Annotated in this window: 23 protein-coding genes; 12 read left to right on the forward strand and 11 right to left on the reverse strand. The window is 72.9% G+C overall.

Going from position 1 to position 24,829, the window contains the following annotated elements; translation table 11 throughout:
- Nucleotides 1-129 precede the first annotated feature (129 nt).
- The 6 genes from FHX78_RS12915 (at nucleotide 130) to FHX78_RS12940 (ending at nucleotide 8,294) form a co-directional block, all read left to right on the forward strand.
- Nucleotides 130-1,386: a tetratricopeptide repeat protein gene (locus tag FHX78_RS12915; protein WP_145867602.1), complete on the forward strand. Its 1,257-nt coding sequence runs from the start codon at nucleotides 130-132 to the stop codon at nucleotides 1,384-1,386.
- Nucleotides 1,383-3,575: a polysaccharide pyruvyl transferase family protein gene (locus FHX78_RS12920; RefSeq protein WP_145867603.1), complete on the forward strand. Its 2,193-nt coding sequence runs from the start codon at nucleotides 1,383-1,385 to the stop codon at nucleotides 3,573-3,575. Before FHX78_RS12915 ends, FHX78_RS12920 begins: the two co-directional genes overlap by 4 nt.
- Nucleotides 3,576-3,619: 44 nt before the next feature.
- Nucleotides 3,620-4,585: a glycosyltransferase family 2 protein gene (locus FHX78_RS12925; protein WP_145867604.1), complete on the forward strand. Its 966-nt coding sequence runs from the start codon at nucleotides 3,620-3,622 to the stop codon at nucleotides 4,583-4,585.
- Nucleotides 4,586-4,588: 3 nt separating this feature from the next.
- Nucleotides 4,589-5,944 (forward strand): polysialyltransferase family glycosyltransferase, encoded by a 1,356-nt coding sequence (locus tag FHX78_RS12930; protein ID WP_145867605.1) that lies wholly within the window; start codon nucleotides 4,589-4,591, stop codon nucleotides 5,942-5,944.
- Between the two features lie 132 nt (nucleotides 5,945-6,076).
- Nucleotides 6,077-7,162 carry an acyltransferase gene (locus FHX78_RS12935; RefSeq protein WP_145867606.1) on the forward strand — a complete coding sequence of 362 codons (1,086 nt, stop codon included), beginning with the start codon at nucleotides 6,077-6,079 and terminating at the stop codon, nucleotides 7,160-7,162.
- A gap of 205 nt (nucleotides 7,163-7,367) precedes the next feature.
- Nucleotides 7,368-8,294 (forward strand): class I SAM-dependent methyltransferase, encoded by a 927-nt coding sequence (locus FHX78_RS12940; protein ID WP_145867607.1) that lies wholly within the window; start codon nucleotides 7,368-7,370, stop codon nucleotides 8,292-8,294.
- 19 nt (nucleotides 8,295-8,313) lie between these two features.
- On the opposite strand, the gene leuE is transcribed toward FHX78_RS12940, so the two are convergent.
- A complete protein-coding gene (leuE, locus tag FHX78_RS12945; RefSeq protein WP_145867608.1) occupies nucleotides 8,314-8,961 on the reverse strand; it encodes a leucine efflux protein LeuE in 648 nt (215 codons plus the stop codon).
- 102 nt (nucleotides 8,962-9,063) lie between these two features.
- Nucleotides 9,064-10,644, reverse strand: coding sequence for an acyl-CoA mutase large subunit family protein (locus FHX78_RS12950; protein WP_145867609.1), 1,581 nt, complete (start codon nucleotides 10,642-10,644; stop codon nucleotides 9,064-9,066).
- 294 nt (nucleotides 10,645-10,938) lie between these two features.
- Here FHX78_RS12950 and FHX78_RS12955 point away from each other — a divergent pair, with 294 nt between their 5' ends.
- Nucleotides 10,939-11,799, forward strand: coding sequence for a L,D-transpeptidase family protein (locus tag FHX78_RS12955; protein WP_167531755.1), 861 nt, complete (start codon nucleotides 10,939-10,941; stop codon nucleotides 11,797-11,799).
- Nucleotides 11,800-11,987: 188 nt separating this feature from the next.
- Here the strand turns inward: FHX78_RS12955 and FHX78_RS12960 are convergent, their stop codons facing one another.
- The 9 genes from FHX78_RS12960 to FHX78_RS13000 all read right to left on the reverse strand — a co-directional run bounded on the left by FHX78_RS12960 (nucleotide 11,988) and on the right by FHX78_RS13000 (nucleotide 20,356).
- Nucleotides 11,988-13,175, reverse strand: coding sequence for a hypothetical protein (locus FHX78_RS12960; RefSeq protein ID WP_145867610.1), 1,188 nt, complete (start codon nucleotides 13,173-13,175; stop codon nucleotides 11,988-11,990).
- Nucleotides 13,175-13,849, reverse strand: coding sequence for an RNA polymerase sigma factor (locus FHX78_RS12965; protein ID WP_145871914.1), 675 nt, complete (start codon nucleotides 13,847-13,849; stop codon nucleotides 13,175-13,177). Before FHX78_RS12965 ends, FHX78_RS12960 begins: the two co-directional genes overlap by 1 nt.
- Nucleotides 13,850-14,250: 401 nt before the next feature.
- Nucleotides 14,251-15,213 carry a hypothetical protein gene (locus FHX78_RS12970; RefSeq protein WP_145867611.1) on the reverse strand — a complete coding sequence of 321 codons (963 nt, stop codon included), beginning with the start codon at nucleotides 15,211-15,213 and terminating at the stop codon, nucleotides 14,251-14,253.
- 251 nt (nucleotides 15,214-15,464) lie between these two features.
- Nucleotides 15,465-16,082 carry an RNA polymerase sigma factor gene (locus FHX78_RS12975; RefSeq protein ID WP_145867612.1) on the reverse strand — a complete coding sequence of 206 codons (618 nt, stop codon included), beginning with the start codon at nucleotides 16,080-16,082 and terminating at the stop codon, nucleotides 15,465-15,467.
- Nucleotides 16,083-16,286: 204 nt separating this feature from the next.
- Nucleotides 16,287-16,718, reverse strand: coding sequence for a hypothetical protein (locus FHX78_RS12980; protein ID WP_229923839.1), 432 nt, complete (start codon nucleotides 16,716-16,718; stop codon nucleotides 16,287-16,289).
- Between the two features lie 207 nt (nucleotides 16,719-16,925).
- Entirely contained in the window at nucleotides 16,926-17,321 is a 396-nt protein-coding gene (locus FHX78_RS12985) for a hypothetical protein (RefSeq protein ID WP_167531756.1), read from the reverse strand.
- Between the two features lie 146 nt (nucleotides 17,322-17,467).
- On the reverse strand, nucleotides 17,468-18,028 hold the full coding sequence (locus FHX78_RS12990) for a hypothetical protein (RefSeq protein WP_145867614.1): 561 nt from the start codon (nucleotides 18,026-18,028) through the stop codon (nucleotides 17,468-17,470).
- A 108-nt stretch (nucleotides 18,029-18,136) separates the two neighbouring features.
- The gene (locus tag FHX78_RS12995) at nucleotides 18,137-18,643 is read right to left on the reverse strand and encodes a hypothetical protein (RefSeq protein WP_145871918.1); all 507 of its coding nucleotides are present in this window, start codon (nucleotides 18,641-18,643) and stop codon (nucleotides 18,137-18,139) included.
- Between the two features lie 102 nt (nucleotides 18,644-18,745).
- Nucleotides 18,746-20,356, reverse strand: a complete 1,611-nt coding sequence (locus FHX78_RS13000; RefSeq protein ID WP_145871920.1) for a beta-N-acetylhexosaminidase — start codon at nucleotides 20,354-20,356, stop codon at nucleotides 18,746-18,748.
- Between the two features lie 381 nt (nucleotides 20,357-20,737).
- On the opposite strand from FHX78_RS13000, the gene FHX78_RS13005 reads away from it, so the two are divergent.
- The 5 genes from FHX78_RS13005 (at nucleotide 20,738) to FHX78_RS13025 (ending at nucleotide 24,826) form a co-directional block, all read left to right on the forward strand.
- Nucleotides 20,738-21,151, forward strand: a complete 414-nt coding sequence (locus FHX78_RS13005; protein WP_341874761.1) for a 2-oxo-4-hydroxy-4-carboxy-5-ureidoimidazoline decarboxylase — start codon at nucleotides 20,738-20,740, stop codon at nucleotides 21,149-21,151.
- A 253-nt stretch (nucleotides 21,152-21,404) separates the two neighbouring features.
- Entirely contained in the window at nucleotides 21,405-21,785 is a 381-nt protein-coding gene (sdhC, locus tag FHX78_RS13010; RefSeq protein WP_078903214.1) for a succinate dehydrogenase, cytochrome b556 subunit, read from the forward strand.
- 5 nt (nucleotides 21,786-21,790) lie between these two features.
- Nucleotides 21,791-22,273, forward strand: coding sequence for a succinate dehydrogenase hydrophobic membrane anchor subunit (locus FHX78_RS13015; RefSeq protein ID WP_145867616.1), 483 nt, complete (start codon nucleotides 21,791-21,793; stop codon nucleotides 22,271-22,273).
- 19 nt (nucleotides 22,274-22,292) lie between these two features.
- Nucleotides 22,293-24,047 carry a succinate dehydrogenase flavoprotein subunit gene (sdhA, locus tag FHX78_RS13020; protein WP_145867617.1) on the forward strand — a complete coding sequence of 585 codons (1,755 nt, stop codon included), beginning with the start codon at nucleotides 22,293-22,295 and terminating at the stop codon, nucleotides 24,045-24,047.
- The gene (locus FHX78_RS13025; protein ID WP_145867618.1) at nucleotides 24,047-24,826 is read left to right on the forward strand and encodes a succinate dehydrogenase iron-sulfur subunit; all 780 of its coding nucleotides are present in this window, start codon (nucleotides 24,047-24,049) and stop codon (nucleotides 24,824-24,826) included. The genes sdhA and FHX78_RS13025 overlap by 1 nt, the downstream gene beginning before the upstream one ends.
- The last annotated feature ends 3 nt before the right edge of the window (nucleotides 24,827-24,829 follow it).

Below are 24,829 nucleotides of genomic sequence, written 5' to 3' on the forward strand. Positions count from 1 at the left end.
GCCCCTCGTGGGAGGCGTACGCGCGGCCGGGTGTTGGAGGCCGACTGTTCACCCCGTGTCCATCCGGAAGCCACCGGCGGACCGTCGTACTGGGGCACATTCGGCCTCCGATCGGAGGACGGTGGAAGCATGACGAACCCCCTGGCGGGATTGTTCACGGCACGCCAGAAGGAGGCCGCCAGGCGGGACCTGTACGCCCGCGGCCTGCGCCTGTGCGGTGACTACCTGGCGGCGCGGGACGATCGGCCCACCGTCCGGGACACCCGGCTCACCCAGGCGATCGGCGTGTTCGCCGGCTCCCTCGACACCCCGTCCGCCGACCCCTTCGACGCGCTGCTCCAGGTCGGTGTGCGCGCGCTGGAGGCCGGCGGGGACGACGGGCTCGCCCTGGCCCTCGGGGTCGCCGAGACGGCGACCGAGGTCCGGCAGCGGTCCCGGGGGGCGTGGCGGCTGCGCGGCCGCGCGCTGGACGGGCTCGGCCGCGGCGACGAGGCGCTGGAGTGCTACGAGCGCCATCTGACGCTGCTGGGGGACGGCGAGGCGGCCGAGGACGTCACCCGCAGGATCGACACGCTGCGGCGCCGGCGGGCCTGCCTGGAGGAGGCGGCCACGCTCTTCCCCGGGCCCGGGGCGGCGCTGCGCGACCTGGCCGGGAAGCCGGCCCCGGTCGCGGCGCCGGAGTTCGCCGCCCACGCGCGGGCGCGGGTGGCCGAGCACGGCCCGGGCGACCCGGCCGTACGGCGCCTGCTGGAGCTGTACGGCACCTACCGGCGGCTCGTCGAGCGGTCCGGCATGTCCGACCCGCTGCTCGGCGGGACCACGCCGGTCGGTGTCGGCGGGCTGCGCGGCCTGGTGGCGGGGCGGACGGTGTGCCTGGTGTCGAACGCCGCCGAGGTCGCCGGGAGCGGCCTGGGCGCCGAGATCGACGCCTACGACCTGGTGGTGCGCTGCGACTCGTTCCGCACCCACGCCGGGGGCGCCGGTGAGCGCACCGGCCTGCACGCCGTCTCCCTGCGCGGCGACGCCCCCTGGGACGGCCCCGCCTGGACGCGGCCGGCGGGCATCCGGCTGGTGTTCGGCGACCCGGCGGCGGCCTGGCGGCGCGCCGTGCGGCAGCGGCTGGCGGCCGGGGCGCAGGAGCACGTCGGTGACGCCTCGCTGCGCCGGCCCCTGAGCGACCCGGCGCTGCTGGGCGAGGGAGGCTGGGGCTCGGGGACCACCACCGCCTTCACCGTCCTCAGGCTCCTGGACTTCCTGGACGTCAGCCCCCGCCTGGACCTCATCGGCTTCGACAAGCCCGGCCGGCTGCGGCCGAAGGAGGCCGAGTGGGTCATGGACCGCGCGACGCACGTCGACGACAGCAAGATGAGGATCGCCCTGCGATGACCCACTCCTCCGCGGACGACCGGAGCACCGTCACCGGCAGACGCCGGATCGCCTTCGCCGTCCACACCGACACCGCCGGCCTGCCCGGCCTGGCCACGCTGCTGCGCAGTCTGGCGCTCACCAACCCGGGTGTGTGCGAGGACTTCGTGGTGCTGCACCCCGGGCTGCCGGACTCCGCGTTCGACGCGCTGCGCCGGCTGCACCCGCGGCTGGTCGCGCGCCGGGCGGACGGCCGGGGCGAGGTCTTCCGGCTGGAGGGCTACGACACCGTCGTCGCCCTCGCCCCGTCCATGGTCGTGCTGGACGGCATCGGTGAGCTGCTGCGGATGCGGCGCGGTGTGGGGGCCGTCCCGCAGCTGCTCTGGGACGGGCGGGGCGAGGAGCGGCGCGCGGTCCTGCCGGACGGCCTGCTGGTCGTCCAGCGCGCCGACGTGGACGGCGCCGTGCCGGCCGGCACGGACACGGTGCCCGCGGAGCTGCTGACACCGGTCGACGCGCGGTTCGACTTCCTCACCCGGCGGCTGTACGACGACGCGCCGGTGCCGGCGCGGGTCGCGGTGCTGCACTTCACCGGCCCGTCCGACGAGCCCGGGTACGCTCCGGCGGCCGAGGCGCGGCGCCGCTTCGAGATGAGCGACGAGGAGTTCCGGGCCGCGTACTGCGCCCTGCCCGGCGACAAGCACCCGGACCTGCTGGCGCACCTCGCGCCGCCCCTGCTGCGGGCGCGTCCCTCGCTCGACCTGGCCCGCACGGTCGCCGACGTGTACCGCAGGCAGGGCCGCTACGACGAGGCCGTCGAGGTGCTCGCCCCGGTCGTCGGGGACCGGCTGGACGCGCCGCGCTGCCAGGAGACGCTCGGCGTCTGCCTGATGGCGCTGTCGCGCTACGACGAGGCCGAGGCGCGGCTGCTGCTGGCGGCGGCGTCACCCGATGTCGCCCCGCGTGCCTTCGCCCAGCTGGCCCGTCTGGCGTGGCTGTGCGGACGGGACGCGGACGCGCACGCCTACGCCCGCGACGGCCTGGAGGCCGACCCCACCGACGCCGGGTGCCACGCCTGGTACGTCCGTACGCGCCCGGAGGAGCGGACGGAGCCGGTGGCCGCCGGGGAGCAGTTGGCGCACGTGGCGCTGTTCGCCGAGGGGCAGGAGAACGCGGGCGACAAGGTGCTGCCCGAGGCCGTGCGCCTGTGCTTCGGCAGCGACACCGGCCCGCGCCACTGGTACCAGCAGCCGGTGCACCGGCTGGTGGACGAGGCGGCGCTGGAGGAACTGAACGCCCGGCGCGGGGTGGTGGTGGGCGGCGGCGGACTGTTCCTGCCGGACACCTCCCCCAACGGCAACAGCCACTGGCAGTGGAACGTCCCGGACGGCGTGCTGTCCCGGCTGACCGCGCCGCTGGCGGTGTTCGCGGTCGGTTACAACGTGTTCGACGGGCAGCTCTACCGGCGCGGCCGGTTCGCCGAGAGCCTGCGGGTCCTCGTCGAGCGGTCGGCGTTCTTCGGGCTGCGCAACCACGGCTCGATCGAGCGGGTCCGCGAGCTGCTGCCCGCGGAGCTGCGGGACCGGGTGCGCTACCAGCCCTGTCCGACCACGGTGGCGCGGTACCTCGTGCCCGGCTGGACCGACCCGGTGGAGCGGGCCGACACCGTCCTGGTGAACTGCGCGTACGACCGCGCCGGGCTGCGCTTCGGGCACGACTACGGCCATTTCCTCGCCCAGCTGGCCCGCGCGCTGAAGGGCCTGCGGGACAGGGCCGACGTACGGTACGCGGCCCACATGCCCGCCGACGAGAAGTTCGTGCACGACCTGCGCCGGGAGCACGGCATCGCCCTGCCCGTGGAGCAGTTGTACGACATGACCAACGACGGGATCCGTGAGCTGTACCGCCGGGCGCGGCTGGTGATCGGGATGCGCGGGCACGCGGGGATGATCCCGTTCGGCTGCGGCACCCCGATCCTCAGCCTGGTCTCCCACCCGAAGCTCGCCTACTTCCTGACCGACATCGGCCGCCGGGAGTGGGGGCTGTCCGTGCACGACCGGGACCTCGGCTCCCGGCTCGGGGAGCGGGCGGCGGCGATCCTCGACGACCACGCGGCCGCGGTGGCGGACGTGCACGGCGCGCAGAAGCTGCTGTGGGAGACCACCCGGTCCAACCTGGACGAACTGCGGGAGACCTTCGGCCGGGCATGAGCCATCGCACCACCGCCGCTACGAGCCCCGAAAGGGAGAACCACGTGCCCAAACTGTCCGTCGTCGTGCCGATGCACAACGTGGAGGCGTTCGCCGAGAGCACCCTGCGCAGTCTCGCCGCCAACGCGCACCCCGACTTCGAGTTCCTGCTGGTCGACGACTGCTCCACGGACGCCACGCCCTGGGTGATCGACCGCTGGGCGGAGAAGCTCCCGGGCGCGCGGGTGATCCGGCACGAGACGAACAGGGGCATCGCCCAGGCGCGCAACAGCGGCATCGACGCGGCCGAGGGCGAGTTCGTCACGTTCCTCGACGGCGACGACTGGTACGGGCCGCGCCACCTCGCCGGCATGGTGCGGGCCATGGAGGACCTGGGCTGCGACTTCGCCCGGACCGACCACGTCCAGGCCACCGGCACCGAGCGGGTGATCCGCCGGCCCCCGGCCGCCGTGCGCAACGCCGTGATGGATCCGCGCGACGGGATCACGCCCGCCGACACGGAGACGATGGTCGACTACCCGTTCGTCTGGGCGGGGATCTACCGGCGCCACCTCTTCGACGACGGCGGCATGCGCTTCGTCACCGAACTGCGCACGGCCGAGGACCGGTTGTGGATCTGGCGGCTGCACCTGACGGCCCGGACGTACGCGTCCCTGGGCCTGCACGGGGTGTTCTACCGGCGGGGCGTGGCGACCTCGCTCACCCAGATCAAGGACGACCGCCAGCTCGACTTCATCCCCGCGTACGACGCGCTGCTGCGGGACGTGCGGGAGGACCGGGAGGCCGACCGCTTCCTCCTCAAGGCCGTGCGCACCTACTGCGCCATGATCGCCTTCCACATCGGCAAGGTGAACGAGTACGAGCCCGCGGCGGCCCAGCGGCTGCGGCGGGAGACGCGGGCCGCGCTCCAGCGGATGCCGGAGCAGGCGCTGGAGGAGACCCTCAAGACCATCGACAGCACTCGGAGCAGGTTGCTCAGCCGCCTGCGTGACGGGCGGAAGGCTGCCTGATCCATGCCCCACACGACCCAGATCTTCCAGGTCTCGACCCTCTACGGAGCGGCCACCCTCGCCGCGGCGCTGGACGCGGGCCTGTACGGACCGCGCGGCGGGGCCCGGCGCGTCCTGCTGGTCTCCAACAACGCGGCCGTCCCGGAGACCGCGCTGCGCATGGACGAGATGCACGGCTACGGGCCGATAGCCGGCCGGTTCGACGCGGTGGTCAGCTGGAACGAGGCGATCAGCCCGTACCACCCCAGCACCTGGGGCCCGCGCGGACACGACACGGTGCTGTGGCAGCGGGCGTTCCGCCTGCTGTGGGGCATCGGCGAGGACGACATGATCGAGCTCGCCGTCGAGTCGATCCAGGCCAACCCGGCCCGCGCCCTGGCGGCGATCTTCACCGAGGCCGCCGTCGACGTGTACGCCGACGGTCTGATGAGCTACGGCCCGACCCGCGAGAAGCTGCCGCTGACCATCGCGCGCCGCATCCGGCGGCTGCTCCACCTCGATCTGATCCCGGGCCTGCGGCCGCTGCTGCTGTCCGAGTACGGCGTCGAGCCGGAGATCGTCCCGGACGGGGCGTTCCGTGCCGTGCTCGACGAGATCTCCCTGGAGGCGGCGGACGACGCGCGGCTCGCGCCCGTCCTCGAGGAGGCGCCGACGGCGGTGCTGCTCGGCCAGTACCTGGCGGCGATCAACATCCTGACCGCGCAGGAGGAGGAGGACCTGCACGTCCGCATGCTCACCGGGGCCGTGCGGGCCGGGCACCGGTCCATCGTCTTCAAGCCGCATCCGACGGCGCCCGCCGGCTACTCGGCGGCGCTGAGCAAGGCGGCGGCGGACGCGGGCGTACGGCTCACCGTGCTGGACGCGCCGCTGCTCGCCGAGACGCTGTACCACCACTGCCGTCCCGAACTCGTCGTCGGCTGTTTCTCCACGGCGATGGTGACCGCCTCCGCCTACTACGACGTGCCCGTCGCCCGGGTCGGGACCTCGCTGGTGATGGGGCGCCTGCGGCCCTACCCGAACAGCAACCGGGTGCCGCTGGCCGTGATCGACCACCTGGTGCCCGACCTGGAGCGCGAGGAGTCCCCGGCCCTCGTCGGACCGGCGCCCGACACCCTGTCGCCGCTGGTCCGGGCGATCGGCTTCTGCATGCAGCCCAAGACGTACCCGGGTCTGCGGGAGCCGACGGCGCAGTGGCTGCGCGCCCATCTGGCCGACAGCCCCGGCTACTACTTCCCCGAGCTGCGGCTGGCCGAGCTGGGTCTGCCCGGCAGCCGCCCGCGCTCCCGCGCCCGGGTCCGGGTGGGCCGGGCCAAGCGCCGGGTGGGCCGGGTGGTCCGGCGCGGCACCCGCAGGGGCTGACCCGGGCGGCCGCCGGGGCGGGTGGTGCGGCGGACCGCCCCACCCGCCCCGGGGGCCAACCGAGACGCACCGGTCACGAGCGTGCCATCCGCTCGACAACTGCCGTACACCGGACGGACTGAGAGTTGCGCGGTGCCGAACGACATCGCCGTACGCCTGCCGCAGCAGCAGGGCAGCGCCCCCTCCGGGCAGACCGCCGCACCGCGGGAACACCGCTTCGACATCGACCTGATGCGGCTGATCTGCTCCGCGACCATCATGCTGGGGCACGTGGGCGCCCAGTTCATCCGCTCCACCGGCAACGACCCGGCGAACGGCGCGGGTTCGTACTGGGCGGGACACCTGGCCGAGGCGGTCAACCCGTTCGCCGTCCCCCTGTACTTCGCGATCGCGGGCTGGGCCGTACTGGTCGGCGCGCCCCCGCGGGACAGCGCCCGGATGTGGCAGCGCATCGTCCGCAACATCGTGCCGCTCTTCGTGTGGACGGCGGTCTACCTGGTCTGGGCCTGGCTGCGGGACCGCAACGACCGGCCCATGACGGAGCTGGCGGCGGACTCCGTGTTCGGCTCCGTGCAGCCGGCCTACCACCTGTGGTTCATGTACGCCTACATCCCGATCATCGCGCTGCTCGCCTTCGCGATGCTGATCAAGGCGGGCAAGCGGCCCTGGGGGCTGGGGGCGGCCCTGCTGGGCATCGCGGTCCTGCCGAGCGTCATGACCACGGCCACCGAGGTCACGGGACGCGAACTGCCGCACGTCGCCTGGGGTTTCGGCACCTACTCGCTGGTGTACGCGGTCGGCGGCGCGCTGCTGTTCGCCCTGCCGGCCGGGACCCTGCGGTGGCGGTGGCCGCTGTACGTGGCTCTGCCGCTCACCATGGCCGGGGCCCTCTGGTACAACACGCGGATCCACTACGTGATGCCGAACGCGCACCTGTTCGTGGCCGCGATGAGCATCTGCGTGCTGCTGCTGGTCTCGCGGGTCCGCGTTCCCGAGAAGTGGCGGCCGTCGCTGCGCACGCTGGCCAACGCCGCGCTCGGCGCCTACATGGTGCACGTGCTGTTCGTCGAGGAGATCGTCACCCGTTTCGTGTCGCCGGACCTGAGCGCCCCGGCGGCCGGGCTGCTGCTGGCCGGCCTGGTGATCACGGTCATGACGCTGTCGTTCGCCACCAGTCTGCTGTGGGGGAAGCTCAACCTGCGGCGGCTGCTCGGCTGACCCCGCGGCGACCGCCCGCCCGGCCGACCGGCGGGGCGGGGCGGGGCACGAGGGGACGTGCGGGCTCCATGCGGAGTTCGCCTGCTGTTCGCACGTCGCTCAACTCCGCATCCTTCGCCCACCGGCGCCTCCCGCCTAGCCTGTCCTCAACCCGCGAGCCACACCACTCACACCGAGCTTTCGACGGATTGAGGTCTCCGGATCCATGAACACCCGCTCCCTGCTCACCAGTTCGGCATCACGGCGGCTTCTGCGACCGGTCGCCGACCTCATCGACCAGCGCATCGACCGGCGTCTGCGTTCGGCGGCCGCGGCGGACGCGGCGGGCAGAGAGAGGCTGCGGGAGACCGCCGAGCTGGTGGAGCGCCAGCAGCTCACCCTGGATCTGCTGCTCGGCTCCTCCGGGCGCGGTCTGTCCCGGATCGTCAGCCCCGGCCCGCTGAAGCGGCTGCAGTCGGAGGTGGCGGAGCTGGCCGGGGACCGTGACGCCGCCGTGCGCAACGTGGCGACCGCCTACCGGCTGCTGGTCGGGCTGGAGTCGCTGGGGGTCGGCCGGATCGCGGGCGGCACCATGAACATCTGCGGCAAGCTCGGCACCATCCCCCTGCTGGACCCGCCGAACGACGAGATCCTGGAGATCGGCACGCTGTACGGCATGTTCTCCACGGGGCTGATCCGGATGATGGAGCGGGACGGCCGCAGCCCGAACGTGACGATCGTCGACCCGTTCGCCGGTGTGCAGCTCCAGCCCGGCACCCCGCGGCGCTCCGACCCCACGGGCACCCCGGTCGACGAGCACGCGGTGCGCACCAACCTCGCCCTGGCCGGTCCGGCGGGCGTGGCCGCCCGCGTCCAGCGGGGCTTCTCCGAGGACCCCGCGACCCGTGCGGCCGTCTCGGACCGCCGCTACGGCGTGATCGTCGTCGACGGCGACCACTCGGCCGAGGGGGTCGCCAAGGACCTGGAGTGGGCGGAGGAGATCGCCGCCCCGGGCGGGATCGTCGTCCTGGACGACTTCGGCGACCCCAAGTGGCCGGGCATCAAGGAGGCGCTGGACAAGCACCTCACGGGTGACACCCGCTTCACCTACCTCGGCAAGGCGGCCCTCTCGGCGTTCCTGCGGGCTTCCTGACCCCCTCGGCCCGGAGGGTCTAGCCGCCGGCCATGGACAGCTTGGCCGCGAAGCCGAGGAAGAGGGCGCCGGCCGCCGAGGTGGCTCCCGCCGACAGGCTCCTGCGGCGGCGGAAGGCCGCGGCGAGCCGGGTGCCGCCGAAGATCAGCGCGCTGAGGTAGAGCACGCTGGCGATCTGGGCGAGGGTGCCGAGGACGACGAAGGAGAGCGCCGGATAGGCGTAGCCCGGGTCGACGAACTGCACGAAGAAGGCGATGAAGAACAGGATCGCCTTGGGGTTGAGGAGACTGACGACCAGGGCCCGGCGGAACGGACGCTCACCGGGCGCGGCGGCGGGGGCCTCGGTCACGTCCTCGTCCCGCCGCGTCCGCCACATCCCCCACGCGGCGCGCAGCATGCCGACGGCCAGCCAGGTCAGATAGCCGGCGCCCGCGTACTTCACGATGCCGAACAGCACGGCGTTGGCCTGGAGCAGGGAGGCCACCCCGGCGGCGGAGAGCGTCATCAGCACGGTGTCGCCGCACCAGACGCCGGCGGCGGCCGTGTACCCGGCCCGTACTCCGCGACGGGCGGCGACGGAGAGCACGTACAGCGAGTTGGGGCCGGGCAGCAGGACGATGAGGACCAGGCCTGCCAGGTAGGTGGGAAGGTCGATGACGCCGAACATGGCGAGAGTGTCGCACGCCGGTACGACACTCCGCTGCGGCATTCCAGCCGCCGAGAAGGGTGCCCACCGGGAGGTGGGCACCCGGACCGTCGACCGGCCGTGTCAGAAGGCGTCCGACGGCACGTACGTCCCCCACACCTCGCGCAGGGCGTTGCAGACCTCGCCGACGGTGGCGCGGGCGCGGAGGGCGTCCTTCATGGGGTAGAGGACGTTGTCGTCGCCCTCGGCGGCCTTCTTCAGGGCGGTCAGGGCGGTGTCGACGGCCTGCTGGTCGCGCTCCGCGCGGAGGGTGGCGAGGCGTTCGGCCTGCTGGGCCTCGATGGCGGGGTCGACGCGCAGGGGCTCGTAGGGCTCCTCCTCGTCGAGCTGGAAGCGGTTGACGCCGACCACGACCCGCTCACCGGCGTCGGTCTCCTGGGCGATGCGGTAGGCGGAACGCTCGATCTCGTTCTTCTGGAAGCCGTGCTCGATCGCGTTGACCGCGCCGCCCAGGTCCTCGACCTTCCTCATCAGTTCCAGCGCGGCCGTCTCGACGTCGTCGGTCATCTTCTCGATGACGTAGGACCCGGCGAAGGGGTCGACGGTCGCCGTCACGTCCGTCTCGTAGGCGAGGACCTGCTGGGTGCGCAGGGCGAGCCGCGCGGACTTGTCCGTCGGCAGGGCGATCGCCTCGTCGAAGGAGTTCGTGTGCAGCGACTGCGTACCGCCCAGGACGGCGGCGAGGCCCTGGACGGCGACGCGCACCAGGTTCACCTCCGGCTGCTGGGCCGTCAGCTGCACCCCGGCCGTCTGCGTGTGGAAGCGCAGCATCAGCGACTTGGGGTTCTTCGCACCGAACTCCTCGCGCATCACCCGCGCCCAGATCCTGCGCGCCGCACGGAACTTGGCGACCTCCTCCAGGATCGTCGTCCGCGCCACGAAGAAGAACGACAGACGCGGGGCGAAGTCGTCCACGTCCATACCGGCCGCGACCGCCGTGCGCACGTACTCGATGCCGTCGGCGAGGGTGAACGCGATCTCCTGCGCGGGCGAGGCGCCCGCCTCGGCCATGTGGTAGCCGGAGATCGAGATCGTGTTCCACTTCGGGATCTCGGCCCGGCAGTACTTGAAGATGTCCGCGATCAGGCGGAGTGACGGCTTGGGCGGGAAGATGTACGTGCCCCGCGCGATGTACTCCTTCAGCACGTCGTTCTGGATCGTGCCCGTCAGCTTGTCGGCCGGGACGCCCTGCTCCTCCGCGACCAGTTGGTACAGGAGCAGCAGGAGCGCGGCGGGCGCGTTGATCGTCATCGACGTGGACACCTTGTCCAGCGGGATCCCGCCGAACAGCACCCGCATGTCGTCGACCGAGTCGATCGCCACGCCCACCTTGCCGACCTCGCCGTGCGCGATCGGCGCGTCGGAGTCGTGGCCCATCTGCGTCGGCAGGTCGAACGCCACCGACAACCCCATCGTGCCGTTCGCGATCAACTGCTTGTAGCGGGCGTTGGACTCCGTCGCCGTGCCGAAACCCGCGTACTGACGCATCGTCCACGGACGGCCCGTGTACATCGAGGGATACACACCCCGCGTGAACGGGTACGCCCCCGGCTCCCCCAGCTTCTCCGCCGGATCCCAGCCTTCGAGAGCCCCCGGCCCGTAGACCGGCTCGATCGGCAGTCCGGACTCCGACTCGCGCGCCATGGTGTGATGCCTCCCGCTGAGCAGCGATGCTCGACTCGACTGTCCGTGACCCGTCTCGTGCCCCGCCGGTACAGGCCGATCCTCCGACGGACTGTAGCGGTGCGCGTGCGACCCGGTGGAGGGGCACACGCTGGGACCTTCCTCACAGCCGCGGTGGGATTCCGATCACAGGGCCCACCTCGGCCGTTGCCCGTCCGGACATTCACCACCATGCCCCGTTGTTCGGCGGTGGTCACCTCCTGGGTACATCTCGGATGGTGACCGGGCACGGGACCGAGACGACGGGGGGCTGGTGTGCGGAGGACGGGCACGGGGAGAAGGGGCGTCGTCGCGTGCGCGGCACTCGCCGCCCTGACCGTCGGTGCGGCGGGCTGCACGGTGCAGCCGGCCGGGGCGGACGGGGCGGGCGGGCCGCCGGTGCGGGTGGACCTGCCGGGCCGGACACCGTCGGCACCGGCCTCAGGGGCTCCCGACGAGGACCGCGGTCCGTCCGGTGCGGGTGCCCCGCCGACGAGCCGGACGCCGCGCGTGCTGTGGTCGCGGGGCGACTCCGGGCGCGACGTCCGCGAACTCCAGGCCCGGCTGCGCCAGGTCGCCTGGATCTTCCACGGGCCCACGGGGACGTACGACGAGCCGACGGTGGAGGCGGTCCGGGGCTTCCAGGGCAAGCGCGGGCTGCCGAGGACCGGGGTGACGGACAGCACCACGTGGCAGCGGCTGGTCGCCATGACGCGTGAACCGGGCCGCTGGGAGCTGTATCTGATGGGCGGCCAGCCGGCGGACGCGCCCGACGCGCGCTGCCGGACCGGCCGGGTGCTGTGCGTCAGCAAGTCCAGCCGCACCCTGCGCTGGATGATCGACGGGCGGACGGTGTCGACGATGGCGGTCCGCTTCGGTTCCGAGTACACGCCGACCCGTGAGGGTGTCTTCAGCGTCTACTGGAAGTCCCGGCACCATGTGTCCACGCTCTACGACTCGCCGATGCCGTACGCCATGTTCTTCAGCGGCGGGCAGGCCGTGCACTTCTCCGCCGACTTCGCCGCGCGGGGATACGCCGGTGCCTCGCACGGATGCGTCAACGTCCGGGACGAGGGTGCCGTCGCGCGGCTCTACGGGCAGGTGCGGAACGGCGACAAGGTCGTCGTGCACTGGTGAGAAGGGGCGCGGGCGGGACCGGGGGAACGTGTCCCGCCCGCGCCGATGTGCACGAGCCGCGGGTACGGGGGGAACCCCGGCTCCGTGCGACGGCCGATGACCAGTCGGCTCACTGATTACTGCGCTGCGGGTGCCGAAAGTGTCACACCCGTGCGGGAAGAAATTTCAGCGGTCAACAAAACTGCTGGTCACGGGCGGTTTTCCTGGGGCTGCTGAGTCTGCTGGGGCACCTGGTTCTGCTGTGCCTGCTGGGTCCCCTGGTTCCGGTTCGCCTCGTTGCCTTCGCTCCCCTGGCTCCCCTGGCTCCGCGTGCTCTGCGGGTTGTCCTGGCTCCGGGAGTTGCCCTGGTTCCCCTGGGTGCCCCCGGTCCCCTGGTTCCCGCCGGCGCCCTTGTCGCCGCCGCCCTCGCGGGTGTCGCCGTTGCCCTGGCCACCGTTGGTGCCGTTGCCGGGGCCGTTGCCGTTCCCGCCGGCGCCCGTCCCGGCCGCGGCGCCGGTGTCGGCCGGGGCGTCCGGAACGTCCGGGACGTCGGGGTCGACGCCGCCCGTGCCGCCCGTGCCGCCCGCACCGGCCGTGCCGGCCTCGGACAGCACCCCCGCGCAGTAGGCACCCACGCGGGAGGGGCCGCCCGCCGCCTTCTCGACCAGGCGCTTGTGGTGGCCGTCCAGTTCCTCGCCGTCGTGCCACGCCCGGCAGGCGGAGACGATCTGCTGGCCTCCGCGTCCGGAACCGGCCCCGCTCTCCCCCGGCTCCGGGCCGTCGGCGTCCCCGTCCTCGTCCTTGTCCTCGTCGCCCCGGGCGCCCACCCCGTCCCGCGCCGTACCGTCGGCACCGTCCGGCTGCCGGCCCCCGGGGGCGGCTCCGCCGGAGGTGCCGTCGTTCGGCGGCGACGACAGCAGCGGACGTTCGGCGTGGGTGGCGGAGGCGGCCGGGCCGGAGCCGTCGGACGGGGTCGGGAGGACCCCTGTTCCGGCCAGGACCGCGGCGCCGCCGACCAGACCGGTGACCAGGGCGGCGGCCAGCCCGAGGCGCACCGGGCGCGTGCGGCGGGGCCCGGCCGTGGTTCCGGAACCGTCACCGCGCGGGGCACGGATATGGATCGGGCCCAGGTCGGAGGGCTGCGTTCCGGCCTGCGGGCCGGTGCTCGCGGCCCCGGCGGCCCGCTCCTCCCGCGCTGCGCGGAAGGCGGCCAGCGCGGCCGCCTCGCCGGGAAGTCCCTCACCGGCCGCAGGGGGCGGGGCGGAGAGTGCGCGCAGGGTCGCGGCGAGCCGTTCGGCCTGGTCACGGGCGTCCGGATCGGCAGCTTCGGGGGGCTCTCCGCTCAGCAAACGCTCCGCTGTCCCGCGGTCCAGCCACCTGTCCTGCTCGTCGGCCATCACATGTCCTTCTGCGTCCGCGCTCGCATCCGCGTCACCCTCGCGGAGGTCACCGTACGACGGCGTGGTTCTCTCTGGGCCGGAAGTGCGTCGAGCACCCCGGCGGATTCCGGATGGGCCTCCGGATCGTCACCGAGCAGTTCGGCCAGGCGCTTCAGACCCCGGTGCGCGGCCGTCCGTACCGCGCCCGGACGCTTGCCCAGCGTCTCGGCGGCGGTCTTCGCGTCGAGTCCCACCACCACGCGGAGCACGACGGCCTCCGCCTGGTCCTGCGGCAGCCGGGCTATGAGCGAGAACGCGCCGTCGGTGGCCAGCGCCTCGATGGCCTCGCCGGCGGTGTCGGACTCGGCGGCCCGGCCGGTCAACTCGGTCTCGTCGCCGCCGATCGCGGGGCGGCGCCCGCGCATGCGGATGTGGTCCAGCGCCCGGTTGCGCGCTATCCGTGCGGCCCAGCCGCGGAACCGGTCCGCGTCGCCGGTGAACCGCTCCAGGTCACGGGCTATCTGCAGCCAGGCCTCGGACGTCACGTCCTCGGCGTCGGGCTCGCCGACCAGTGTTCTCACGTATCCCAGCAGCCGCGGGTGCACGGCTCGGTACACAGTCCGGAACGCGGTCTCGTCCCCGTCCTGTGCCGCACTCACCGCAGCGGTCAGCTCCGCGTCGTCCCCCAGCACCGCGCGCGCCCTTCTGCGCCTCAGCCGGCGCCGCTCTCGCGGACCGGGTTGCTCGCCGTCGTGGTTGCTCAATTGGTGGTTGCGGTCTCTAGGCCGCAGGTGGCGGTTGTGGTTGTTTGTCCCTGGCGGCCTGGCGCGAAAGGCACGTTACGACCTGAAACCTCTCCCCGTCCATGTCCGTCCAAGATGCAACTAACCCGTGACACAGGATGGTGTGACAGAAAACGCACTCATGGCGCTGTAGGAAGTACGGGCCGCCGCGCGGTCCGTGCCGCGCGACGGCCGGGGCCTCTCCTGTGGGGGGTGGCGGCCCCGGCCGTTGCCTCGGCGCTGCGCCGCAGGCGCTTCCGCACCTGGGGGATCCCCCGACTTCCCTGGTCACAACTGCCGCAGAGGCGCGCTTACGGGTTCCGGGCACCCGGCTTGACGGCCGTCCCGCCGGGGTTGGCCGTGGCACCGTCCGCACCGCCGTCCGCGCCGTTGCCGGCGCCGCTTTCCGCGTTGCCCGCCCCGCTGTCCGCGTTGTCCTCACCGTTGCCCGCGTTGTCCGCGCCACCGGTCGCCCCGCTGCCCGCGGTGCCCGCCGCGCCGCCGCTGTCCGCACCGCGGGAGGCGTTGTCGTTCGCGTTGCCGGAGGTGCCGTTCCCGGCCCGGCCGGACGCGCCGGTCGGCTCCGTCCCGGGCGCCTCGGTGTCCTCGGGCCGCGCCTCGGCCGAGGCCCGCCCCAACCGCTCGGCGCAGTAGGCGTCGACGTGCGCCGCGCCGCCCGCGGCCTCGGTGAGCTGCTTCCAGGCCGTCGCGTCCAACGCCTGGCCGCGCCCCTCGACCTGCTCGTAGGCGCGGCACTGGGCCTCGGTGTCCCCGGCGGTGCCGGGGTGGTCGTGCCCGCCCGCGCCGGCGCCCGGGCCGGTGGACTCCCGCAGGGACGGAGCGGTGCTGCCGGCCGGCGTGCCGGTGGGCCCGCCCTCGCCCTCCGGGCCGTCCGAGGACGAGCCCGCCACTCCTATGCCGGCGACGGCGACCCCGCTCAGGGTGAGGCCGGCGAACACCATGGAGAGCGTCGCCTTCAGCGAGTGGCTGCCGAGCCGCCGCCGGCGGGCCCGCCAGTCGTCACGGCGCCGGGTGCGCGCCCGCAGGGCGCCCGCGTCCCGGGCGGCCACGAACGCGGCGACGGCCCGCTGCTCGGCACCGGCGTCCACGCCGTCACGGATCAGCGCGGCGGCGAGCAGGGTCTCCAGGTCGGCGGCGTCGATGACATGGTGCCCGCCGAGGACCGGACCCGGGCCGCCCTGCGAGGGCGGCGTGCCCTCAGGGTGCACACGCCGACGGCCGGCCGGCCCGCCGTCGCTCTGCCGTTCACCCATGTCCGTTCCCGTCCCTGCTCGATCCTGCTCGCTCCGCCTGATGCGCGCGGCCCGCGCGACCCCGGCCCGCCGCACCCTCGGTCCCTCCGGGCGGGCGGTGCCGCCCGGGCCGGGGGATACGTTCGGATACGTTCCGCATGTCCGGCCTGTTCAGCCTCCGGCCCCGGGCGGCCGCCGCGGGCCGCCGGGTCCGGCGGTCCCGCGTCGGACGTCGCCGCGCGGGCCGCCGGATGCGCCGTCCCGGCCTACGTTCATGTCGACTCACCCAGCGTCTGCGACGCCTCATCCGTCACACTTTCGACGCCGAGCTGCTTGGCCAGGCGCTTCAGACCCCGGTACGCGGCCGTCCGTACCGCGCCCGGACGCTTGCCGAGGACGCGGGCGGCGGCGGGGCCGTCGAGTCCGACGACCACGCGCAGCAGCACGGCCTCGGCCTGGTCCCGCGGCAGTCCGCCGACCAGTTCCAGGGCGTACTCGGTGGACATGGACTCCATGGCCTGGTCGTAGGTGTTCTGCGGCCCGGGCAGGTCCAGTACGTCCTGTTCCAGCGTCGACGGCCGGGGCCGCACCCGCTGCCGGCGCAGGTGGTCCAGCGCCCGGTGCCGGGCGATGGTCGCCGTCCAGCCCCGGAACCCGGCCCCGTCGCCCTTGAACCGGCCCAGGTCGCGGGCGATCTCCAGCCAGGCGTCCGACATCACGTCCTCGGCGTCGTCCCCGACCAGCCCGCGCACATAGGCGAGCAGTCCGGGCTGCACCAGCCGGTAGGCCACGGCGAAGGCGGCCTCGTCCCCCTTCTGGGCCCGCGCGACGGCCGCACCCAGTTCCCCGTCGTACGCCTGTGCGCGGCGGGGTTCCCCTCCGTGGCCCAAGAACTGTCCTCGTCCGTACCGAGCGCGTAGCGCATGGCTCTCGCTTGGCGCGGGCGCGAAAGCGCCCACACCCCCACGGTCATCAGCGTTCGGCGCCACGAAAATGTCACAGCACCTCACGCGCCCCGTGGGACACGGACGCGGGCGGACCGGACGGTTCCTGACGGTTCGTCAGGGAGACCGGCGGGTCCACCCGGTCCGCGGTCAGGCGACGGACCGTCGGGCGCGCCCGTGCAGCAGCAGGTAGAAGGTCTGCAATGACTCCTGGGGGCCGCCCGCCTCGAACCGGTTGTGCACCTTGCCGACCGGGTTCCAGATCCGGCCGTCCGGCATCCGCACCCCGACCGGCTGGCCGAAGTACGCGCGCTGCTCCTCGTCGAGGTCCACCCACTCCCCGCCCGCGCGGCGCACCAGCACCTCACCGACGTAGGCGCCGAGGCCGAACAGCGTGCCGCGCGCCCGCTCGCGGTCGGCCCCGCCCTTGCGCAGGCCGTCGACCAGCGCGTCGACGAGACGCAGGCTGGCCACCGAGTAGTCCAGCGGGAGCCTGCTGCGGGCGGTCGCCCCGGCCACGAAGGCGGCCGCGCACGGCCGCATCCGTCCCGCACCCGGCAACCGCTCGTCCGCCCGTTCCATGGGACACCGCCCCTCCGCCCCGGTCCGCCGGAAAACCCGGACGGGCTCCCCGGCAGACCAAGCGGGCGCCGCGCGGCGAACATCACGGGTCACGGACGTGGCGATCACCACACAGCCGTGCCACGGACCCCGTACAACCTTTCGGCGTCTCGTCCGTCCGGGACGGCACCCGGCGCCATGACACCGCCGTCACGGGCCGCACCGCCCTCAGGCGCGTGCCGCCGAGTCCGTCGCGTCCCGGCAGAGCAGGCGCAGGGACCCGTCACCCGTGTAGCAGCGCCGGGCTTCCTCCATGGGGTCCCAGAGGCGGCCGTCGGGGGTGCGGACCCAGTGCTCGCCACCGGAGGACCACCACTCGCCGCCCGTCTGACGGACCACCACCTCACCCGCGTAGGCGCCGAACCCGCGCAGCACCAGTTCCACGGCGGCGAAGGGGGCCGCCTCCTGGCGTATGTCCTCGATCATCCGGTCGACGCTCCACAGACTGCGCGCCGAGTAGTCGAGGCGCAGTCGTGCCCCCTCGCGCATCGCCGCCACCGCGTCCGCCGCCCAGCGGACCGGCTTCGTCGCGGCCGAGGGCCTGGTCTCCTGCTGTGTCGTCACAGTCGTCACAGTCGTCACAGTCGTCACACTCACTAGAGCGCGCCGGTGAAGCGTTTCATCACCCGCGGGCGCCGAGGTCCCGCAACCGGCGCAGGACCACCGCAGGACTGTCACAGGACCCGCCGGGGCAGGGGATCCGGTGGAGGTCAGCCGTCCCGGCGGCTCCGGCGCGAGACCGCGGCGCGCAGCACCCGCCGCCCCTCCGTCGCCACCTCCAGCGCACCGCGCAGGCCGGCCGGTCCGTGCGCGGACAGCAGCTCCAGGACCGTGATCTGACGGCGCAGCTCGGCGGCGAGCAACGGCGAGACGCCGCCCGTACGGCCCGCGCGCCGGGCCTCGTCCAGGTCGGTGCCGTCGTCGGCGGTGCCGTCCAGCAGCCGGTGGACGCGCAGCGCGGCGACGGAACAGGCGTCGGCCCACTCCCGCAGGCCGGCGGCGGTCCGCCGGGCGGGGGCGGCGGCCAGCATCCGGTGCGCGAGCGTCACGGCCTCGTCCCCGCCGGCGGACGCCGCGTCCAGCGTGCCGCGCGTCTGCTCCAGCCGCTCCGCCCAGTCGTCCGGCGCGGCGCCCTCCGCGAGGCTCGCCCACAGCGGCCGGAGCACCTCGTCGTCGCCGCCGAGCAACGGCACGCACCGATCCAAACAAGCCAACCCGCTCGCGGCCAGCCCGCGTTCGTCGGCCTGTGCGATCAGTTCCACCAGGCTCATCCACGCCTCCCTCTGCGGGTCGTCACAGGCCCCCCGATGAGGCCCCACACGGTCTCATCGTTGACGGAGCCCGCACCTCCCCTTACTGCGTGCGACGGCCCGGGAGTGTCACTCGGGCACCACTCCGAGCCGGTCGAGGAAACGGAAGAAGAGATTTTCGGCCATGTGGTCGGGGTCGGCGGTCAGCACGTCCAGCAGGTCCTCGCCGGACACCGTGTGCCCGGCCTCCTCTGCCCAGAAGACGGCGCGTTCGGCGGCGTCGGCGGGCTCCAGGAAGTAGTCGTCGACGGTGAGCCCTTCGCGCTGCCCCTCGAGGTACCCGGCCATCGCGGCCCGCGCCAGGCAGGTGGCCCACGCCCCGCTCTCCGGGGACGCCGCCTCCACCGCCACGCAGTCGCTGTTCATGACGTAGCCGAACAGCGCGGGCGCGCCGGTCTCGCGGGCCAGGTCGTTCATGCTGCCGACGCCGTCCCCGCCGCCCGGGTACTCCCAGACCTGCCAGCCCCCCGGTGCCGAGGTGCGCAGGATCATGCCCCCGGCCGCGCCGGCCAGCGCGTCCAGTCCGGTGAGCGGCCGCTCCGCGCGGCCCACGACGAAATAACCCCAGTAGCCCATGTGCTGCGGTCCCCCCGGCGTTTCGGTTCGGCTCACCGGAACACCACCACAGCCGTACGGGGGTGCGCAGGCGTATGCGGCAATCCGTCCGGTCCGGGAGGCTCAGTCCAGCTTCCCGGCCAGGGTCCGGAACTCCGCCCAGGACAGCTCGGGTTCGTCCGGGTCCCACAGCTTCTGGACGGTCGCCCGCAGCGGCAGCCGGATCCCGGCCGCGACCTGCTCCTGGGTCTGGGCGCGGGGCAGGTCGCCCCAGACGGCGAAGGACCCGCCGGCGATCCGGTCGTCGTAGCGCTCGGGGACGGGGGTGGTGCCGCGCAGCACCAGCGGCGTCCACTGCTCGTAGATCCGCTCGCCCGTCGGGTAGACGAAGGTCAGGGGCTCGCCCAGCACGTAGTAGAGGAACTCGTCGTTGTAGTTGACGACCTCGCGGCCCTCGCCCAGGTACTCCGCGGGCTGCCGGGCGCCGATCTCCTTGCCGGTCCAGTAGGCGACCCGGATGTCCTCGTCGGCCCGTACGGACCCGCCCCGGAAGAAGCCGTCGTTCCAGGCGCGGGGCGTGCGGCCGTGGGCGCGGACGGTGGCGGCCCGGTCGTTGAGCCAGCCCGTGGTCAGGTCCTCCACGGTCGCGCCGGACCCGTACTTCTCCCGCGCGGCGGCGGCCAGGCCCGGGAAGGACGCCTCGGGGTCGGGCACGACCAGCGCCTGGTACTCGTCGCCGCCGAGGTGCCACTGCCCGCCGGGGAAGAGCCCGGCGTACTCGTCGAGCAGGTCGTCGACGATCTCGGCGGACTCGGCCCGGGAGATGTCGATCGCGCCGCGGACCGCGCCGCCGCTCGCGTCGCGCAGCTGGAGGTCCGGGTGGGCGGCGATGACCGCGCCGAGGTGTCCGGGCGAGTCGATCTCGGGGACGACGGTGATGTGCCGGCTCTCCGCCAGGTCGACGATCCTCTTGACCTGCGCCTTGGTCAGACGGTCCTCCGACACGATCTCCGGGTGCGAGTCGGACTCGATGCGGAAGCCCTGGTCGTCGGAGAAGTGCAGGCCGATCTCGTTGAACTTCAGGTCGCCGAGTTCGCGGATCCGGTCCTCGATCCAGTCGGCGGTGTAGTGCTTGCGCGCGATGTCCAGCATCAGGCCGCGCCGCTGCTTGGCGGGCTCGTCGCGCACCACGCCCTCGGGGGCGGTCCCGGCGCCGCGTATCGCCTGCTTGAGCGTGCGGGTGCCGTAGAAGACGCCCGCCTCGCCCGGTGCGCCGACGGTCACCCGCCCGTCCCGCACGGTCATCGTGTACGACTCGGGGTTCGCGCCGGCGTCCCGGTTCAGCTCCAGCCGCAGGTCGCCCTCGCGCCGGTCGTCCCGCTCCCCCGCGTAGGCCAGTCCCAGCTCGCCCGCTATCAGGCGGCCCTCGTCGGCCAGCGCGGGGTCGTCCACCACCACCCGGTGGCCCTCGGCGGGGCGCCAGCCCGGGCCGCGCCCGGCGGTGTGCTCCCGTACGGCGGGTATGGTGCGCGGCGCCCGCGACAGGGGGTAGGAGCGGGTGGGGCTCGGGCGCTCCCCCGGGGTCGTGCCGGCGGCCTCGTCCGGGTCGCCGGGGCGCTGCGCGGAGGACGCCGTCGTCGAGCCCGCGGCGCCGTCGTCGTCCGAGGCCGCCCAGAGGCCGAGTCCCACCCCGGACGCGGCCACCACCGCTCCGGCGGCGAGGGCCACGACCAGCGCCCGCCGCTGCCTCACCGTCCGCGCCGCCGCGCGGCGCCCGTGCTGCCTCTGCTGCCTGTGCCGACTCACTCCGCCAACGTACGACCCGTTCGGGTGAAGGGTGTCGTCGAACGGCTCTCAAACTCTGCCGTGCGGGTGAATTCTGGGTACCGATCGGACACGTCTCGGACTCACTCGATAACGTGATGTCAGAACTCTCACAGCATCTTCCACCGACACACACGCGACGCCCACGAGGACCCCACGCTGCCTGCGCACCGTCTACCCGACCTCCCCGGCCGAGTCGCCATACCCGAGCAGTCCCGCGGCGCGCCCGGCACTCCGTCCCCGCTGGAGCAGTTCAACACCGCTCCCGCCCAGGACGCCGAGCGCGCCCTGCTGGCCTGCCTGCACAGCCTGCGCTGGGCCCTGCGCCTGGCCGGCCACCGCCCCTACCCCGACCCGGCGTCCCTGCTGGCCGCCTCCGACGAGGCGGCGTACGACCTGTCGCCCAAGGAGCTGGCCGAGGCCCTGACCGCCGAGGCCCTGCCCGCGCTCCCGGACGGCACGTACTCCGCCGCCCACACGGCCCTGAACGCGGCGCACGCGGCCTACGAGACGAAATTCGGACACTCGTTCGTCATCTGCCTCGACGGCGTCCCGGAGGCCGAGCACCTGGACCGGGTCCTGGAGGACATCCGGTCACGATTGGCGAACGATCCGGACGAGGAACGGGTGGTGGCGGCCGAGGAACTCCGCCGCCTGGCCAGGGAACGGCTGACGCGGATGCTCGCTGGCGGCCCGCGCGGGTGAAGCGCCGGCGGCCCCGCCGCACCGGCGCGACGCGCCGGGAGGCGGCCCCGACCAGGGACGTAACGGGACACACCACCTCAGATGCCGCCGCTCTAGCCCGTAAGCGTGCCAGTTTGATCACATCAACGACCCCCGCTGAGCACGGCGCCGACGCATCGCTACGATGCTGGGGGCCGGTGGACCGTACCCGGCCGGGCCCGACCGACAAGGAAAGCCGGCGCGGCCCCAGTCCCCGCTCCCGGAGGAAATTTCCGTGCCGGCTGGAACGCTGTACCGCGGCCGGGAAGGAATGTGGTCCTGGGTGGCTCATCGAGTCACCGGCGTCCTCATTTTCTTCTTCCTGTTCGTTCACGTGCTGGACACCGCACTCGTGCGCGTGTCCCCCGAGGCCTACGACACCGTCGTGGCCACGTACAAGACGCCGATCGTCGCGCTGCTGGAGTACGGCCTCGTCGCCGCCATCCTCTTCCACGCGCTCAACGGCCTGCGTGTCATCGCCGTCGACTTCTGGGTCAAGGGCGCCCGCTACCAGAAGCAGATGCTCTGGACCGTCGTCGCCCTGTGGCTCGTGCTGATGATCGGGGCGATCTACCCCGTGCTCGGCCACGCCGCTCGTGAACTGTTCGGGAGCTGACGCCCATGTCCACGACTGACACCACCACCTCGGGCATCGGCCCCGTCGAGGGCGCCTCCCTCTACTCCGTCGACAACCCGGCGCCGGTCATCGAGCCCCCGCGCAAGCGGACCAAGAAGACCCCGAAGAGCACCCGGGGCAACTTCGAGCTCGCCGCCTGGCTGTTCATGCGCCTGTCCGGCGTCGTCCTGGTCGTCCTGGTCATCGGCCACCTGCTGATCCAGCTGGTGCTGGACGGCGGCGTCTCCAAGATCGGCTTCGCCTTCGTGGCCGGCCGCTGGGCCTCGCCGTTCTGGCAGGTCTGGGACCTGCTGATGCTGTGGCTCGCCATGCTGCACGGCGCCAACGGCCTGCGCACGGTCATCAACGACTACGCGGAGCGGCCGAACACCCGGCTCTGGCTCAAGGGCCTGCTCTACACCGCCACGGTGTTCACCATCCTGCTGGGCACGCTGGTGATCTTCACCTTCGACCCGAACATCCGCTAGGCACGGGGCTGCGAGAATCATGAAGATCCACAAGTACGACACCGTCATCGTCGGCGCCGGCGGCGCGGGCATGCGCGCGGCCATCGAGTCGACGAAGCGCAGCCGCACCGCCGTCCTGACCAAGCTCTACCCCACCCGCTCCCACACGGGCGCCGCGCAGGGCGGCATGGCCGCCGCGCTGGCCAACGTGGAGGAGGACAACTGGGAGTGGCACACCTTCGACACGGTCAAGGGCGGTGACTACCTGGTCGACCAGGACGCCGCCGAGATCCTGGCGAAGGAGGCCATCGACTCCGTCCTCGACCTGGAGAAGATGGGCCTGCCGTTCAACCGGACCCCGAACGGCACGATCGACCAGCGCCGCTTCGGCGGTCACAGCCGCAACCACGGCGAGGCCCCGGTCCGCCGGTCCTGCTACGCGGCCGACCGCACCGGCCACATGATCCTCCAGACGCTGTACCAGAACTGCGTCAAGGAGGGCGTGGAGTTCTTCAACGAGTTCTACGTCCTGGACCAGCTGATCACCGAGGTCGACGGCGTCAAGAGGTCCGCCGGCGTGGTGGCCTACGAGCTGGCGACCGGCGAGATCCACGTCTTCCAGGCGAAGGCCGTGATCTACGCGTCCGGCGGCACCGGCAAGTTCTTCAAGGTGACGTCCAACGCGCACACCCTGACCGGTGACGGCCAGGCCGCCGTCTTCCGCCGGGGGCTGCCGCTGGAGGACATGGAGTTCTTCCAGTTCCACCCGACCGGCATCTGGCGCATGGGCATCCTGCTGACGGAGGGCGCCCGCGGTGAGGGCGGCATCCTCCGCAACAAGGACGGCGAGCGCTTCATGGAGAAGTACGCGCCGGTCATGAAGGACCTCGCCTCGCGTGACGTCGTCTCGCGCTCCATCTACACGGAGATCCGCGAGGGCCGCGGCTGCGGTCCCGAGGGCGACCACGTCTACCTGGACCTCACCCACCTCCCGCCGGAGCAGCTGGACGCCAAGCTGCCCGACATCACCGAGTTCGCCCGTACGTACCTCGGCATCGAGCCGTACACGGACCCGATCCCGATCCAGCCCACCGCGCACTACGCGATGGGCGGCATCCCGACCAACGTCCAGGGCGAGGTCCTGGCGGACAACACCACGGTCGTGCCGGGCCTCTACGCGGCCGGCGAGGTCGCCTGTGTCTCCGTGCACGGCGCCAACCGCCTGGGCACCAACTCGCTGCTGGACATCAACGTGTTCGGCAAGCGGGCCGGCATCGCGGCGGCCGAGTACTCCCAGAAGGCCGACTTCGTCGAGCTGCCGGAGAACCCGGAGTCCCTGGTCGTCGAGCAGATCGAGCGGCTGCGCACCTCCACCGGCAACGAGCGGGTGGCCACCCTCCGCCGTGAGCTGCAGGAGACCATGGACGCCAACGTCATGGTGTTCCGCACCGAGCAGACGATCAAGACGGCGGTCGAGAAGATCGCCGAGCTGCGCGAGCGCTACAAGAACGTCGCCATCCAGGACAAGGGCAAGCGGTTCAACACCGACCTGCTGGAGGCCGTCGAGCTGGGCAACCTGCTCGACCTGGCCGAGGTCATGGCCGTCTCCGCGCTGGCCCGCAAGGAGTCCCGCGGCGGTCACTACCGCGAGGACTACCCGAACCGCGACGACGTCAACTTCATGCGCCACACGATGGCGTACCGCGAGGTCGGCGCCGACGGCTCCGAGACCGTCCGTCTGGACTACAAGCCGGTCGTCCAGACCCGCTACCAGCCGATGGAGCGTAAGTACTGATGGCTACCCCTGTTCTGGACAAGGCGGACGCGGCCGGTTCCCCCGAGCCCGGTTTCGCCGACTCCCCCTACATCACCGTCACGATGCGGATCCGCCGGTTCAACCCGGAGATCTCGGCCGAGGCGACCTGGGAAGACTTCCAGCTGGAGATCGACCCGAAGGAGCGTGTCCTCGACGCGCTGCACAAGATCAAGTGGGACCTGGACGGCACGCTGACGTTCCGCCGTTCCTGCGCCCACGGCATCTGCGGCTCCGACGCCATGCGGATCAACGGCAAGAACCGCCTGGCGTGCAAGACGCTGATCAAGGACATCAACCCCGAGAAGCCGATCACGGTCGAGGCCATCAAGGGCCTCACGGTCCTGAAGGACCTGGTCGTGGACATGGAGCCGTTCTTCCAGGCGTACCGGGACGTGATGCCCTTCCTGATCACGAAGGACACCAACGAGCCGACGCGCGAGCGGCTGCAGTCCGCCGAGGACCGCGAGCGCTTCGACGACACGACCAAGTGCATCCTGTGCGCCGCGTGCACCACCTCGTGCCCGGTGTTCTGGAACGACGGGCAGTACTTCGGCCCGGCGGCCATCGTCAACGCGCACCGCTTCATCTTCGACTCGCGTGACGAGGCCGGCGAGCAGCGCCTGGAGATCCTCAACGACAAGGACGGCGTGTGGCGCTGCCGCACGACCTTCAACTGCACGGACGCCTGCCCGCGCGGTATCGAGGTCACCAAGGCGATCGCCGAGGTGAAGCGTGCGCTGATCACGCGCCGCTTCTGAGGC

The sequence above is a fragment of the Streptomyces capillispiralis genome, assembly GCF_007829875.1.
Classification (GTDB): domain Bacteria; phylum Actinomycetota; class Actinomycetes; order Streptomycetales; family Streptomycetaceae; genus Streptomyces; species Streptomyces capillispiralis.

Excerpts from the sequence above, each read along its gene's own strand:
- FHX78_RS12915 (WP_145867602.1), top strand. The coding sequence starts at position 130 with ATGACGAACCCCCTGGCGGGATTGTTCACGGCACGCCAGAAGGAGGCC.
- FHX78_RS12920 (WP_145867603.1), top strand. The coding sequence starts at position 1,383 with ATGACCCACTCCTCCGCGGACGACCGGAGCACCGTCACCGGCAGACGC.
- FHX78_RS12930 (WP_145867605.1), top strand. The coding sequence starts at position 4,589 with ATGCCCCACACGACCCAGATCTTCCAGGTCTCGACCCTCTACGGAGCG.
- FHX78_RS12940 (WP_145867607.1), top strand. The coding sequence starts at position 7,368 with ATGAACACCCGCTCCCTGCTCACCAGTTCGGCATCACGGCGGCTTCTG.
- leuE (WP_145867608.1), bottom strand. The coding sequence starts at position 8,961 with ATGTTCGGCGTCATCGACCTTCCCACCTACCTGGCAGGCCTGGTCCTC.
- FHX78_RS12950 (WP_145867609.1), bottom strand. The coding sequence starts at position 10,644 with ATGGCGCGCGAGTCGGAGTCCGGACTGCCGATCGAGCCGGTCTACGGG.
- FHX78_RS12960 (WP_145867610.1), bottom strand. The coding sequence starts at position 13,175 with ATGGCCGACGAGCAGGACAGGTGGCTGGACCGCGGGACAGCGGAGCGT.
- FHX78_RS12970 (WP_145867611.1), bottom strand. The coding sequence starts at position 15,213 with ATGGGTGAACGGCAGAGCGACGGCGGGCCGGCCGGCCGTCGGCGTGTG.
- FHX78_RS12980 (WP_229923839.1), bottom strand. The coding sequence starts at position 16,718 with ATGGAACGGGCGGACGAGCGGTTGCCGGGTGCGGGACGGATGCGGCCG.
- FHX78_RS12990 (WP_145867614.1), bottom strand. The coding sequence starts at position 18,028 with ATGAGCCTGGTGGAACTGATCGCACAGGCCGACGAACGCGGGCTGGCC.
- FHX78_RS12995 (WP_145871918.1), bottom strand. The coding sequence starts at position 18,643 with ATGGGCTACTGGGGTTATTTCGTCGTGGGCCGCGCGGAGCGGCCGCTC.
- FHX78_RS13015 (WP_145867616.1), top strand. The coding sequence starts at position 21,791 with ATGTCCACGACTGACACCACCACCTCGGGCATCGGCCCCGTCGAGGGC.
- sdhA (WP_145867617.1), top strand. The coding sequence starts at position 22,293 with ATGAAGATCCACAAGTACGACACCGTCATCGTCGGCGCCGGCGGCGCG.
- FHX78_RS13025 (WP_145867618.1), top strand. The coding sequence starts at position 24,047 with ATGGCTACCCCTGTTCTGGACAAGGCGGACGCGGCCGGTTCCCCCGAG.